This window comes from Emticicia sp. MM, assembly GCF_001649495.1.
On record NZ_LXHX01000100.1, the window covers coordinates 1 to 14,054 of the forward strand.

Consider the following 14,054-nt stretch of genomic DNA (forward strand, 5'->3'; position numbering starts at 1 on the left):
CGTATTTGGGTATTCCGTTGATGGGTATTTGTATGGAACAATACACCGACCCTCGTCAACGTCAACTATTCAAAAATATTATTTATGTTGGAGCATTATCAGCTTTGCTCGATATTGAATTTGGTGTTTTAGAGCAGCTTTTAGCCGAACAATTCAAGGGCAAAGAGAAACTCATTCCAGCCAACGTTCAAGCCTTGCAGCTTGGTGTTAAATACGTAAAAGAAAACTTCAATTACCCGCTTGATATTCGAGTAGAAAGACGTGATTTAGTAGGAAATCGAATCATGTTTGATGGAAATGGTGCGTGCGGACTCGGTGCGGTTTATGCAGGAGCAACCGTAGCAGCTTGGTATCCAATTACGCCATCGACTTCGGTAGTAGAGAAGTTTGAAAAATACGCCAAGAAATTCCGTACGGATAAGGAAACTGGCGAGAAAAATTATGCAATCGTACAGGCAGAAGACGAACTGGCCGCCATCGGTATGGTTATCGGGGCAAACTGGAACGGTGCGAGGTCTTTTACAGCCACTTCTGGCCCTGGGGTTTCGTTGATGAACGAGTTTTTGGGCTTAGGCTATTTTGCTGAAATTCCAGCCGTTTTGATTGATGTACAACGTACTGGCCCTTCAACGGGTATGCCAACTCGTACGCAACAATCGGATATTACGATTTCGGCGTATGCTTCACATGGCGATACAAAACACGTTTTGTTGTTTCCGAGCAACCCAAAAGATTGTTTTGAACTAACAACCGATGCTTTTGATTTAGCAGAAAGATTACAAACGCCAATTATCGTTCTTACTGACTTAGATTTAGGAATGAACGACCACATGAGCGAGCCTTTCGAGTGGAATCCTGAGCGTAAATATGACCGTGGTAAAGTTTATACAGCCGAAGATTTAGAAAATATGGGGCGTTTTGGCCGCTATTTAGATTCTGATGGCGATGGTATTCCGTACCGAACTTACCCAGGTACGCACCCAACCAAAGGTTCGTACTTTACTCGTGGTACTTCTCGTGACGAATACGCAGTTTATACCGAAGATAGTGCTGTTTATGTAAGAAATATGCAGCGGTTGGAGAAAAAATGGGAGACAGCCAAAGACCTTGTGCCAAAGCCTCATTTCTATCAAGAAAAAAACATGAGTCCGTTGGGCGTGATTTTCTTCGGAACTTCAACATATTCTTCGGAAGAGGCCATTGATTTATTGCGTGAACAAGATGTTGTGCTTGATGCAATGCAACTCAAAGCTTTTCCATTCAATAAAGACGTGGAACAATTCGTCGAAGACCACGAAGTTGTTTTTGTAATTGAGCAAAACCGTGATGCCCAAATGCGTTCGTTGCTTATCAATGAATTAGAGATAAATCCTAAGAAATTGATTCGTGTCTTAAATTATGACGGAATGCCAATTACGGCTGATAAAATTGTGAAAGAAATTAGTAAAAATCTGACTCTTGCTTAGTTTTGGATGAATTTAATTAACTTTGATGAGAAAGGTTTCTTGAAACCCTATGAAATAATTCATTCAGACTTACAGTCTTTAAAAGCTATTTTTGTAGATAATATAGAAATATCTAAAACAAGAAAGCCGTTATTTGATAATTATTTAGAGTATTTGGCCATCATTAAAGATGTAATTCCAAATAATTTTCATCAGTGGATTGATGGTAGTTTTATTACTCAAAAACAAAATCCAAATGATATTGATATTGTAACATTTATCAATTATCAAGATTTTGAAAGGAATATCAAAACTTTTGACTCACTAAGAAAATGGCGTTACGATAAAACAAAAGGAGTGGATGGTTATTTTGTACCTATATTCCCAGAAAATCATCGTAAAAATGCTATTTTTAAAATGGAACAACAGGAATGGAAATTTCAATTTGGTAATGACCGAAACGGTAACAAGAAAGGAATTATTGAACTTAATTTCTAAGAAAATGGAATCAGAAGCATTAACACAGCAAGAGCAAGCAAGATTAATAAGGCTTCTTGAGCTAATCAGGAGTACCAATCGCTTAATTTCGTTGCATCAAGAGGATGATGAATCTTCTCGGTTTTCAATAAAACAATACGAGGAATTAAAAGCTGAATATCTCAGAGAATTAGAAAGTTTGATGATGCCCTTTGGCGTACACATCCAACAAGCAGCATAAAAGTTGATAAATAATTTTACATAAAGAATTGACTACAAGTGAAATAAAATTCGCAAATCGTCAGCGGGTCGCCGCCCGTTCATAAATCGTAAATAAAAACATGACATACGTTCGTCCGACCTTTAGGCATCCAGATTTGCCAAAAAACAAAATAAATTTTACTAAAAAAGACTACGAAGGAGCTTTATCAACGCTCTGTGCTGGTTGCGGACACGATTCTATCAGTGGAGCAATCGCCCAAGCGTGTTTTGAGTTGTCGGTTGAGCCTCACCGAATCGCCAAGCTTTCGGGTATCGGTTGTTCATCAAAAACTCCTGCTTATTTCCTCGGAAACTCGCACGGTTTTAACTCTGTTCACGGACGTATGCCTTCGGTGGCTACGGGTGCGTACTTGGCTAACCGTGACTTAGTTTACTTCGGTGTTTCGGGCGATGGTGACTCAGCTTCTATTGGTATGGGGCAATTCGTACACGCCATTCGCCGTAACCTTAATATGGTGTATGTCGTAATGAATAATGGCTGTTATGGCCTTACAAAAGGGCAAGATTCTGCCACGGCAGACAATGGCTCAAAAAGTAAAGCTGGCTCAACAAACCTCTTCAATGCCATTGATTTAGTGGGTTTAGGACTTGAACTGGGAGCAACTTTTGTGGCTCGTAGCTTCTCAGGAGATAAAACTCAGTTGATTCCGCTTATCAAAGCTGCTATTTCTCACCCAGGTTTTGCTTTGATTGATGTGATTTCTCCTTGTGTAACTTTCAATAATAACGTAGGTTCTACAAAATCTTACGATTATGTACGTGAGCATATTGAGGCTACTTCAACCGTAGATTTTGTGCCTGTAATGGAAGAAATCACAGCAAGCTACGATGATGCCAAAGAAGTAACGCTTCACGATGGTTCGGCTTTACATTTACAAAAATTGCATCAAGGTTGGAATCCAGAAGATAAACTTTCGGCAATGAATGCTATTCAAAATTCAAAAGAAAAAGGTGAAATCTTGACAGGTTTGATTTACATTGAACCAAATACCAATGCTCTGCACGATGTGCTTCAAACAACCAAGCAACCATTAAATACCCTCAAAGAAGACCTTCTTTGCCCAGGTGTTGATGCACTTGAGGCTTTGAATCAGAGTTTGAGGTAAGAATATTTTAAGATAAATTGAAAACGCTCAAGAGATTTTGATTTCTTGAGCGTTTTTTTATAGTTTAGTTTAACAAATGACCAAGAATTATTTTTAAGTCAACTAATCAAATGAAAAAATCATTGAACCTTCGGATTAATCTAATAAACCCACCTACTGGGGTAGATTTTGGCTTACAAAAAGGCTCTGGAAATAACTTTATGATTGTTGAAAAGCAACGTACTACCACTAATGATTTGATTTTTGAGTTTTCAATTTTGGTAAAAGATGATGCCGAGAAAAAGCAGTCACCGAAACTTTCGGGTGATTTTGTTCAAGGTTCAAGTGATAAGTTCGTTTACATTGGTATCGGAACTTATGCAGGTCAATTCGATTCTATTTGGTCAAGAAGGCTCAAAGTTCCTTTGACTGGAATTACTTGGGAACAAGTGGAGCAATTATACAATAACCCTAATGCTGTTTTAGAAACTTATGTGCCAGGTACAGGAAAAGATGGTAGTCCAAATTGTGCAACAGTAAAACCATTCGCAGGATGGTTAATTAAGGCGTAAATATTGCTTCGCTTAACACACTCGCATCAGCTTTAAATCCAATCCATGACAAAAATCATGTTTTAAAACCTACATTTTGGCTTGCTTTGTTAAATTTTTTGAAAAGCAATGACCAAAACACAGGCACATACCTTCCATATACCCGTAATGGGTTTAGGTTTCACGATTGATACTCCGCTGAAAGTAGCAAGATTTGGTATCTCTTCCGTAATTTCGATTATCGAACACGAACTCATCGAAAAAATGCGAGAATTTCACTGCAGAGAAAACGGTGAAGTTTATGAACCAATTACCGAAAAAGTGGAAGATTACCGAGCCAAAAGAATTACAGAATATTTGAATCTTTTGGATAGATTGATAAATAAGCAAGTAGAAAAACTACGCTTAGAACCTTTCGTAGAAGGCTCAGAAATTACAAAATATTTTGAGTTACTACCCGAAACTTCCCCAATTAAGCAGATGTATATCGGAATGCTGCAACTGGAAGACAGTTCGGTAAAAAAACAAGTGCAGGACGAACTCCGCAATGCGATTGTGGCAGGTTCGATTGATGTAAACGTGATGTCGAAAGTTGATAGAACGCACTACGATGAAAACGGTGAAATGCTACCGAAAGAATTTTCGGATGCTCTTTCTTCGTTTCGTGGTTATGCACAAAGCAATTTGACTTCGAGTATTGTTTTTTCGGCTGGCTATAACCCACGTTTGTATGGTTATATAGATGCTTTCAACGACTTTTTCCCAGATAAAAATGGCTTCTTAAAAAAGAAAATCATCTTAAAAGTAAGCGATTATCGTTCGGCTCTTACGCAAGGGAAGATTTTAGCTAAAAAAGGACTCTGGGTTTCGGAATTCAGAATTGAATCGGGGCTAAACTGCGGTGGACACGCTTTTGCTACTGATGGACTTTTGCTTGGCCCAATCATGGAAGAATTCAAACAAAATCGAGCAACTTTGCAAAAAGAAGTATTTGATATTTGTAATCAAGCATTAGTTGGTAGAGAAATGTCACCGTTTCCATCAATTCCAGCTATGAAAATCACGGTGCAAGGTGGTATCGGAACAGCCAACGAAGATAATTTCTTGCTTGAATATTATGATGCTGATGGCACTGGTTGGGCGAGTCCATTTTTGTTGGTTCCCGAAGCTACCAATGTTGATGATGCTACGCTCAATAAAATGGCTAATGCCAAAAAAGAAGATTATTTCTTGAGTAATGCTTCGCCTTTGGGCGTTCCATTCAATAATTTCCGACATACAAGTGGAGAAGAACAACGCTTGATGCGTATTAATAAAAATCGTGCGGGAAGTCCGTGTTATAAAAAGTTTCTTTCTACCAATACGGAATTTACAAAAGAACCAATTTGTGAGTCTTCTCGTGAATACATTCACGCAAAAATAAAGCAAATTGAAGCAAGCGAAATGACCGCTGGACAAAAGGCAGAGAAAATCAATTTTCTTAATCAAAGAGATTGTTTGTGCGAAGGTTTGGGAGTTTCTGCATTGTTGAAACACGACATAAATCCTGCTCATAAACTTACAGCCGTAACGATTTGCCCAGGGCCTAATTTGGCTTACTTTTCGGGAGTATTTTCGTTGAAACAAATGGTTGACCACATTTATGGGCGAACCAATGTTTTGAACTCATTGAAACGTCCAAATATGTTTGTGAATGAATTAGCTTTGTATGTAGATTACTACAAAAACCAACTCAACAAACAAGTCGAAAATCTTTCAACGGCACAAGTACGGACACTTAAAGCTTTTCATACTAACCTATTATCAGGAATTGACTACTACAAATCATTGGTTTCATCTTTTAAAAACGAAACTGAGCGATACATGGAAGAAATGAAGGAAGAACTCAGTGCATTGGAAAATACAATTATGTCGTTGAATCTGCCTTTTGAAGTTGTTGCAAAGTAATCTAAAAGAATGGTGCAAATGGTGAAGATTTGCACCATTCTTTTATTCCTCAATCACAATCGCAATTTTATTTCCTTTTATTGCCATTCGACTAACTTTTCGCTTGGGAAGCATATCGGGCAAAGTAACCGCTTTCCATTCTTTAGTCATTAAATTGTAGCTGAAAATATCAGTATTTCGGCTTTCAAAAATGATATTCTCTGATAACCAAGCATTATAATGCTCCGAGTCTGGGTGGCTTTCTGCTATATCGGTAATAGTATTTTTTTGAGGGTCAAACGAGCGAATTAGCCATTTTTTATCCATTTGCTGCACAAAGCTAAAAGCTTTTTGTTTCGGAATAAGGTGCAGCGAACGCCCAATATTTGCAGCAACGACTATATCTTTTTTTGTGATAAGATTTTGATAATGAAGCGTTTGTGGTTCACCCAATACAAAAGTAATAAGTTCGTTTGGATTCAACCATGCCTGATAACCAATCTTACCAGTTTTCTGAGATTCAAAAATTAGCTGAGTTTCAGTTGGATTCTTGATATTGTATTTTACCAAGTCTTGGTCGCCGTTTGATTTTCGCTGAACAATGCACGACAAGTATTTTTTATCGGGCATAACGGTTGGAGAATATTCTGAATCAATGGTATTAGTTATTTGTAACCCTACTCCAGTTTTAAGATTATACGACCAAATATCGGTTTGCCCATCTTGCATGGCTGTATAATAAAGTAGCGGTTGTGATGGATGAAAAAACGGTTGATTATCGTAACCTCGGCGATTGGTGATATTTTTAGGGTTTGAGAGCGTAATATTTCCGCCCGATTCTGAAATATCTAATAGAAAAATTTCAGTTCCATTTTGGGCAAAAAGTAAATTGGAAACGAATAGTAGGGCGAGTATTTTCTTCATAGGCGTAGTTTTGTTTGTTAGCGAAAATACCGAAAATTAGGCTAAAAAGCAAATTTTACTACTGCATCCGTTGGTTAAAACCAACGGCAATGAAATTTTATAAGTCTAAATTTTCTATTTAAAAATCACTTTGGAGCTTCAGTATAATACATTACGGGTCTGAAACCAACATAAACCGAAGGACCATCAAAACTTTTAATGGGTGCAACTTTTAAGTCTTCCTCCTCAGAATCCCAGTGTCCGCCTTTAACTTTTCCTCTTGATAAAAGCATTTCGGCAACATTTCCAGCCATATTGTATGTACCAACCATAGATGGATTAAAGCTATTTATTGGCCTTAGAGGAATCTGTGAGCCTTTCTTTTGCATATGAATTTGTGCCTCAATTCTATAATTAGCTAAATAGCATTGCTTCTCATTTACTAATTTATCTTTTGCTCCCGTCGCATAAACAGCATCAGGATGGGGCCAATAAACGGCATTTACCCATTCAAAGTTAGTGGGTAGCCGTACAACTGCTATTCTCGAATCTTTTCTTGATTTATTGATTAATAACTCAATCCATTTACAGTACTCAACTGCTGCATCATAAGAAATACAGACAACGGGAAAATTTAAATATTCATTAGAGTAAAAATACTTCTGAAAAGGCACTTTATCTTCAAAAATCCATTTGCTTGAATCTGGCCGAATTTTCTCTAAAACATCATATTTTTGTTCTTTTTTCAAATAATCCATAAACTCTTGATAATCACTAACCGAAACCTCATGGTCATACATATAATATCTACTCGCATTGATTTCCGCTGTTTTAATCCCTGGTATAATCAAAAAACCAGAACGAGGTTCTTTTTTAATTTGATTGTTAAATCTTTGAGCTAAACTACTATAGCTTGACTCTACCAAACAGAACAGTAGAAAAATTCGGTAATAAATCATGGTTGATGTTTATAGTTTGTTGTGTTAAGTATTTAGGGTTTGAAGTGCTTCCGATATCACCCCTTCATAAATCGAATCAATAAAATTTCAATCAGAAGGAAAGCCAAAGCAAGCATCACACAGTATTTCCAAAGTGGCGTACCCACATTGCTTTCTTGGAAGGTTTTTACGAAATCTCCGTCGAGTAGGTTATCGAAAATTGTGATGTTTTTTTGTCCTGCAAAGAATGTTCTTAGTTCTTCGGGGGTATAAAAATCCATTTTTGATTCTTCGTTGTCGTGGTTGAGAGCTATAAGTTTTTCGGTTTTTCCGTCTAATTGTAATTCATAATAACCCGATTCAAGCACCTGATTATCTGACAGTTGTGAAGACTTCGGTAACTCTAACGTAAGCGTATTTCCTACGATTCTTTGTACTGGAATTATCTCAATTTTATTGTTCGGAGCCGAAACATTTTTGAGTTTATATGTAGCATTTTTCTTGACATTTGATAAATCTAAATTGATACTTCCTTCGCTAAAATTATAGGCAGCACGCTCTTGTTTTGTACTCATCGAGGCAATTTTAAACATCGTTGGTACAAAGAATGCGTGTTCGGCGAAGTTTCCGTAAGGTTTATCAAGTGGCGATGCACACACATACACACGCCCCTGAGAAGCCTGTGTCGATGTAATGAAATTTTGCATATTCTTGAAGGTCAGAATCTTCTCACCTACGCCACTCCACGTCCATGCAGGTTGCATGGTGGGCGTGTTTACCACACCTTGCGAAGTTGTGCGTTCAAAAACATCAATGTAAAACGGATTTTGTCGGTTAGGTTCGGCAATTGCTTGCTGGCTTTGTGCCAAAACTGGTTGATTATTGAGGTTGATACCTTGAATACCGAATCCACCTAAGAATTGGCTATATGACGTAACATCGGGTCTTGCCGCTGGGAAAATCAAGAGATTTCCACCATTTCTCACAAATTCTTCGAGACTCGCACGGAACGTTCCTGCTACGGTTTCTACCCCTTCCAAAACTATCAAATTAGCGTTTTTAAATTGCCCAACATCGACATTTGTGGCACTGTATGCTCGGTAATTGAAAAGGCTATCATTATCAAAAACTTTTCCGATGTAATCGGCCGCACTGCGTTCTTGATAGAGATGAAGAACCTGAATTGTTGGCGAAGCATTCAGCACAAAATAATAATCGTTGTCGAAGGTAATGGGTTGGTCATCAAACGAAACTTTTCCACGATGAAAACCTTTGTCTTTTACCGTAAAATTAAACGTTGCCGTTGCCGAACCATTCGGAGCGATATCCACCGAAGCCGTTGAGGCTTGGGCGTTGTCAATAAATAATTTTACTGGTAGTTTTTCAACTTCTTCGCTTCCTGAATTAAACACTTTTACGTAAAGAATATTATTCTGCATTTCACGAATGAATGGCGATGCCAACCAAACCGAATCAGTGAAAACATTCTGATTTTTCTTGCCTTGAACTGGCACTAAAAATAATTTATTGAGTGTGTCGGTCTTGATTTTACGTAAATCGCCCGATGTACTTTTCTGAAAATCAGAAAACCAAAAGAATTGGTTATTGGCACTTGGATTATGTTTTTGAGCAAGATTATTCTGACGTTTATAAATACTTTCAAACGTACGTGGATTCGACGAAAAACCTACCGAAGTAAGACGGTCTTTTACTTTTGTTCCGTTGGTTACGGCTTGGTCTTCGCCCGAAAAATCATTTGTAATTAGCTGAATATTAGGAGATTGACGAAATAATGTAAGCAATTCGTCAATTTTCGTAACGGCTAAATCAAGGTAGCGTTTGTTTTCGGTGGTGTTTTGCATACTCAACGAATTATCGAGATAAAGGCTATTGACGCCCAAACCCGAACTACGATTTGTTGAGGCATTTTTGGCGGGTAAAAAAGGTTGAGCAAAAGCCAACACCAAAAACAACAAAAACAACAATCGTGAAGCCAAAATGAGCCATTGCTTGATGCGACGAAACGAAGACGTTTGAGTTTCGACGGCCTTCAAGAATGCCACATTGGTAAAGAAAACTTTCTTCGTACGACGAAAATTGAATAAATGAATTATCAAAGGCACAGAAAGTGCCGCTAAACCCCAAAGAAAAGTCGGAAAAAGAAATTGCATATATACCCTAACCGCAGCGGCGGACCGTCCCTAAAGGGGAATTTAAAATTAGTTTTTAAAAATAGCAAATCGCTAAAAGCCAAATGACCAAAGTCCTTATATCTAACGTAAAAGTCTGAAAATACTTTCAATAAATCATCATCTTTTAAGTTTAAATGCCAATTATTATGCCAAAGCAAATCACATGGATTGAATAATTGGTCACAAAGCTTGTGGAGTTCGTCACATCCGTTTTCGGCTGAAAAAAACACCCGCTACTTTTGAATCATCAAACAAGACAAATAACACAAAATTAAAAATATTTCAATCATTCCTAAACTTTATAAAATTATGAACACAGCACTTACTTTTGGCACAAAAAGAACTTTCAAGGCAAAACAAATTATCAACGATTTCCTCACTTATGTACGCAAGCCGCTATACATTGCAGAAGACGCTACAATGAGCAAAACCGAAAAATTTCAATACTTGTTTAAGGTCTTACTTTGCAAATTGGCACTTTTACCGATTTTAATTCCGATTATCTATTTTACAAAACAACTAACTGGTGCAAAATCGGCTGACATGCCACAGACGTGGGGTTATTATGTGGCGATTGTGATGATTGTTCCACTCATCGAAGAACTTATTTTTAGAGGAATATTGCATTATAGCCGTTGGATTATTGCTTTTGCATTTTCTTTTGTATTGATGACTCTTACTAAATATACAGGAGCTTTCGACCGAATTGGCTGGCACATTGGTTTTACTTACTTAGCTTGTTTTTTATCAATCCCGATTATTTATTTGATAACCAAACCTTTGGATAGTATTTTTGAAGCACTTTGGGCAAAAAACTTCAAGTATATCTTTCACCTGGTGGCTGTTGGTTTTGGCTTAGCACATCTTACTAATTATTCGGGTATCAGCAATTATTTGTTTGCTTTACCTTTGGTTACGAGTCAAATAATTTCGGGTTATGTGTTGGGCTTTGTACGTATGAAACTGGGTTTTGGCTACGGTGTGGCTTTGCACTCAGCTTGGAATTTTATTGCATCGTTTGGTATGTTGGTTGTGTTGCTGGCTAAGTTTTTCTAATTTTAAGAAATTCAATCAAAACTTACCAAAATGACAACTCAAAAACTCAAAGTATTACAAGCTATCTGTGGAATTATAATGATAGTATCTGTCATTACTTATATTTACATGGACTGGCAACTTGACTATGAAGGACTCTATTATAAACTCGCAAAAGGTATTTTTCAACTATCGTTGGCTTTGACTTTTCATTTTAGTATGCTGCATCAGAAAATCAATCAACCCGAAAAATATAACCCAACTTTACATAAAATTTTGGTTGGTGTTTGGGGAGTTATTGGAATCATTCAACTTATTGATGTTTTGCGGTTATTATTCTAAGATTCTCTACTAAACCATACACGCAGGTTCCTCTACTATTTTGGTAGGGGTTTTTGTTTTGACAAACTCTTGTGGTAAATTTGACCAAAATCACACAAAAAACTACCTATCAATTTTATGGATGAATTAAATTTACTACGCAAAAAAACCGGCATGACAATAGCCAAAGCTTGGATGCTGATGATAATTTGTGTGACTGTGCTATTTTTAGGGGGAGGTATTTTAGGAGCAGTGGCAAGTATGAATAATATTGAGCCTGAACCATTATTAGAAAATGGCATCTTCCTGATAATGTTACTCATTATTAGTCTCTCAAGTATTTGGGGCTATTTTATTAATAAAAAAAAATTGCCCTTATTTCATAAAACATCTTTGCTAATTTATCTGCTTTGCTTGTTTATAGCCTTATCATGGTCTTATATTAGCCCTTTAGTACTTGATTTTCTGCCGTTCAATACTATAGAAGCAGAAAGCCTTGAACGAGTAGAGATTGAACTTTTATTAGGAATAACATTATCGTTGCTTTTTACGATTCTGCAAATTGGAGTTATCGGGCATGGTTTGCTCAAAAATTATTTATTCAAACAAGTGATTTTCACAGTTGTTGCCGTAAGTATTGTTATGGTGATTCCACAAGCTGTCATTGGGCTTATCTTCCAGACAGCCATTATGTTTTATATTTATTATCGTACGGCTTCATTCCAATTGCCCCTGCTCATGACTCTTTCATTTAGTCTGGTAGAATACTTATGTAAACTCATTTGGGGACATAATATCACTACCCAAAACTATATTCGTATCCACTTAGTTCCGAATCCAGTTCTCTATCAAATCGGGCTTTTGGTGGCAGTATTAATCATCATAATCGGTCTTTATTTCATCCGAAAAAATACTAATCCGATTGTATGGCAACGCCCCGAAGAAGATGAAGATTTGGCATTTTTATAATAAAAGTAATACAAAAACATTTTCAAAACTCATGATTCTGCGGTCATGAGTTTTTTTATTTCCCACGGTTTCAATATTTCATCACACGGTTCTGTGAGTTGGTCACATCTGTTTTCTACACTGTTTTTGGTGCTATATCTTTGAATCATCAAAACAAAAACAATTATTAAACAACTCAAAAAATGCGGTTCGCCGCCCGCCAAAATTATGAAAACGAAATCACTTTTATTCGCCGCTTTAGTTTCAATCTCACTCGCCACTGCTTCTTGCCAAAAAGAGGAAAACATTATGCCCAATGTTGGTTATTATTCAAATGACAAAAATCCAAGTACAACCACAATTATTGATGGCAAAGAGACAGATGTAGATGGAAATGTAATTTTAGAAACACCAAATAATGAAAATGTAGCAAAGTCGAATCAACCAAAATCTACTATACCGACCAATATCATGCAAATTGATAGCGATGATGTAAAGTAAAATATGAACACTTACCTAAATAAACAAAAGACATGAAAAAGTTTGAAATTATCAGAGTATCAGATTGGTGGTCAACTGATTCGTTAATCGAAAAAGCAGAAAATGTAGCTAATCAAAAAAGTCAAGAAGGCTACGAAATCGTCAGTATTTCATTTGGTTTTAGTGTATGGATGAAAGTTACGGCCTACATCACTATCACAAAGCCGTGGTAGTTCATCCCAGATTTCGGGGAGTTCATCACATCAGTTTTTATGAAAAAGCTAATTTATACAAATTTGAATCATTAAAACATTTACTATAATGAGATATTTAACACTCAACATCAATCCAAACGCCCGCATCGACATCGACAATAGTATTTGGGGAACCGAAACGATAAGATATAATAATGAGACTGTGTCAGAAAGGTATTCAACCTTTGGTTCGGTTCATACCTTCGAGAAAGAAGAAAATGGCGAAACTGCCAAATATGAAATCAGAATCAGTCTGAAATTTTTAAGAATCGGTTTCGATATTTTCAGAAATAACCAAGCAATTCTTTTAAACTAAGCATACTATGAAATGGCTTAAAGACAATTCGGGAACAAACTATGTGCTAAAAAATAACGACGAGGTTATTCTAAAAATGCACTTTGACTATGACAAAAAAGGATTAAAAGCAAAGTGTCAAAGTATTTCTAAAACATTTGTTATTGAAACTGAAAGTTTTTGGAAAAGCAATATTCTCATTAAAGAAAATGAAATCATTATTGCCAAAACTAAGACTGATAAATGGTACAGCAGCCTCAGCACTTTGGAAATAAATGGACAAAAAATCAAGTTCAAACTTCGGAATAATCCATTGGCAGAAATAGTATTTTTTACTGAAACCGAAGAAAGTCTTCTGCTTTCTTGTGGCTTAAAATCCGATAAAAAAGGTATGACCGAAACCGTAATAAATTTAGGAGACACACTTATCGAAAATTCGATAAATCCTTATTTATTAGCTATTTGTTGGTATATTTTCAAGCCGATTGCAGAAGAAAACACCGTAGATACTCTTGCATTGATAATTTCATAAATATCAAATTTTAGAATATGGAAACCGTTACAAAACAAGACAAATTACTTTTTTTCGGAATCACGTTTGCGGCACTGGCGGCTTTTATATTCATTATCAATTACGTAAATCCGATTGCAGGTTTCGGCGTAGGATACATCTTTCTCTTATCAGCTTTAATGGCGGGTATCATCACATTATTAAAATTTGATTTTAATAAAATCGCTGAAAAATATAAAAGTACCAATCCGAATTTAATTTCAGGAAGTATCTGGAGTGCTTTGGCAATAATGAAATGGCTTAAATATTTTCAGAAAGACAATTTTGACTGGCTTATTGCTTCATTATTTACAATCGTTGCCATTATCAATTGGGTAAGTTTTTTCAGAAAATCTGATAAATAAGCTACTA

General features: G+C 36.5%; 17 protein-coding genes. 14 read left to right on the forward strand and 3 right to left on the reverse strand.

All coding sequences use genetic code 11. The features are described 5' to 3' along the window. From A6M55_RS12595 to A6M55_RS12620, 6 genes are all read left to right on the forward strand, one after another. Window positions 1-1,466, forward strand: a 1,466-nt coding sequence (locus tag A6M55_RS12595; RefSeq protein ID WP_064197949.1) for a 2-oxoacid:acceptor oxidoreductase family protein, incomplete at its 5' end; no start/stop codon positions are given. A 6-nt stretch (window positions 1,467-1,472) separates the two neighbouring features. Next, window positions 1,473-1,943, forward strand: coding sequence for a DUF6932 family protein (locus A6M55_RS12600; protein ID WP_064197950.1), 471 nt, complete (start codon window positions 1,473-1,475; stop codon window positions 1,941-1,943). A gap of 4 nt (window positions 1,944-1,947) precedes the next feature. Then, entirely contained in the window at window positions 1,948-2,163 is a 216-nt protein-coding gene (locus A6M55_RS12605) for a hypothetical protein (RefSeq protein ID WP_156511053.1), read from the forward strand. Between the two features lie 100 nt (window positions 2,164-2,263). Further along, window positions 2,264-3,310: a 2-oxoacid:ferredoxin oxidoreductase subunit beta gene (locus A6M55_RS12610; protein WP_064197952.1), complete on the forward strand. Its 1,047-nt coding sequence runs from the start codon at window positions 2,264-2,266 to the stop codon at window positions 3,308-3,310. Between the two features lie 110 nt (window positions 3,311-3,420). Then, the gene (locus tag A6M55_RS12615) at window positions 3,421-3,861 is read left to right on the forward strand and encodes a DUF5990 family protein (RefSeq protein WP_064197953.1); all 441 of its coding nucleotides are present in this window, start codon (window positions 3,421-3,423) and stop codon (window positions 3,859-3,861) included. A 108-nt stretch (window positions 3,862-3,969) separates the two neighbouring features. Then, complete coding sequence (locus tag A6M55_RS12620; RefSeq protein WP_064197954.1) at window positions 3,970-5,787, forward strand: hypothetical protein; 1,818 nt, start codon at window positions 3,970-3,972, stop codon at window positions 5,785-5,787. 42 nt (window positions 5,788-5,829) lie between these two features. Here the strand turns inward: A6M55_RS12620 and A6M55_RS12625 are convergent, their stop codons facing one another. From A6M55_RS12625 to A6M55_RS12635, 3 genes are all read right to left on the reverse strand, one after another. After that, complete coding sequence (locus A6M55_RS12625; RefSeq protein WP_064197955.1) at window positions 5,830-6,690, reverse strand: hypothetical protein; 861 nt, start codon at window positions 6,688-6,690, stop codon at window positions 5,830-5,832. Between the two features lie 125 nt (window positions 6,691-6,815). After that, the gene (locus A6M55_RS12630) at window positions 6,816-7,628 is read right to left on the reverse strand and encodes an SUMF1/EgtB/PvdO family nonheme iron enzyme (protein WP_082893014.1); all 813 of its coding nucleotides are present in this window, start codon (window positions 7,626-7,628) and stop codon (window positions 6,816-6,818) included. Window positions 7,629-7,684: 56 nt separating this feature from the next. After that, a complete protein-coding gene (locus A6M55_RS12635; protein ID WP_064197957.1) occupies window positions 7,685-9,778 on the reverse strand; it encodes a BatA domain-containing protein in 2,094 nt (697 codons plus the stop codon). A 330-nt stretch (window positions 9,779-10,108) separates the two neighbouring features. Here A6M55_RS12635 and A6M55_RS12640 point away from each other — a divergent pair, with 330 nt between their 5' ends. The 8 genes from A6M55_RS12640 (at window position 10,109) to A6M55_RS12680 (ending at window position 14,047) form a co-directional block, all read left to right on the forward strand. Next, window positions 10,109-10,855, forward strand: a complete 747-nt coding sequence (locus tag A6M55_RS12640; protein WP_064197958.1) for a type II CAAX prenyl endopeptidase Rce1 family protein — start codon at window positions 10,109-10,111, stop codon at window positions 10,853-10,855. Between the two features lie 30 nt (window positions 10,856-10,885). Next, entirely contained in the window at window positions 10,886-11,176 is a 291-nt protein-coding gene (locus A6M55_RS12645; RefSeq protein ID WP_064197959.1) for a hypothetical protein, read from the forward strand. Window positions 11,177-11,329: 153 nt separating this feature from the next. Then, window positions 11,330-12,124 (forward strand): hypothetical protein, encoded by a 795-nt coding sequence (locus A6M55_RS12650; RefSeq protein WP_156511054.1) that lies wholly within the window; start codon window positions 11,330-11,332, stop codon window positions 12,122-12,124. A 207-nt stretch (window positions 12,125-12,331) separates the two neighbouring features. After that, entirely contained in the window at window positions 12,332-12,604 is a 273-nt protein-coding gene (locus A6M55_RS12660; RefSeq protein WP_156511055.1) for a hypothetical protein, read from the forward strand. A gap of 32 nt (window positions 12,605-12,636) precedes the next feature. Next, window positions 12,637-12,816, forward strand: coding sequence for a hypothetical protein (locus A6M55_RS12665; RefSeq protein ID WP_064197963.1), 180 nt, complete (start codon window positions 12,637-12,639; stop codon window positions 12,814-12,816). Window positions 12,817-12,904: 88 nt separating this feature from the next. Next, window positions 12,905-13,153, forward strand: a complete 249-nt coding sequence (locus A6M55_RS12670; protein ID WP_064197964.1) for a hypothetical protein — start codon at window positions 12,905-12,907, stop codon at window positions 13,151-13,153. A gap of 7 nt (window positions 13,154-13,160) precedes the next feature. Further along, window positions 13,161-13,664, forward strand: a complete 504-nt coding sequence (locus tag A6M55_RS12675; protein ID WP_064197965.1) for a hypothetical protein — start codon at window positions 13,161-13,163, stop codon at window positions 13,662-13,664. A gap of 17 nt (window positions 13,665-13,681) precedes the next feature. Then, on the forward strand, window positions 13,682-14,047 hold the full coding sequence (locus tag A6M55_RS12680) for a hypothetical protein (protein WP_064197966.1): 366 nt from the start codon (window positions 13,682-13,684) through the stop codon (window positions 14,045-14,047). The last annotated feature ends 7 nt before the right edge of the window (window positions 14,048-14,054 follow it).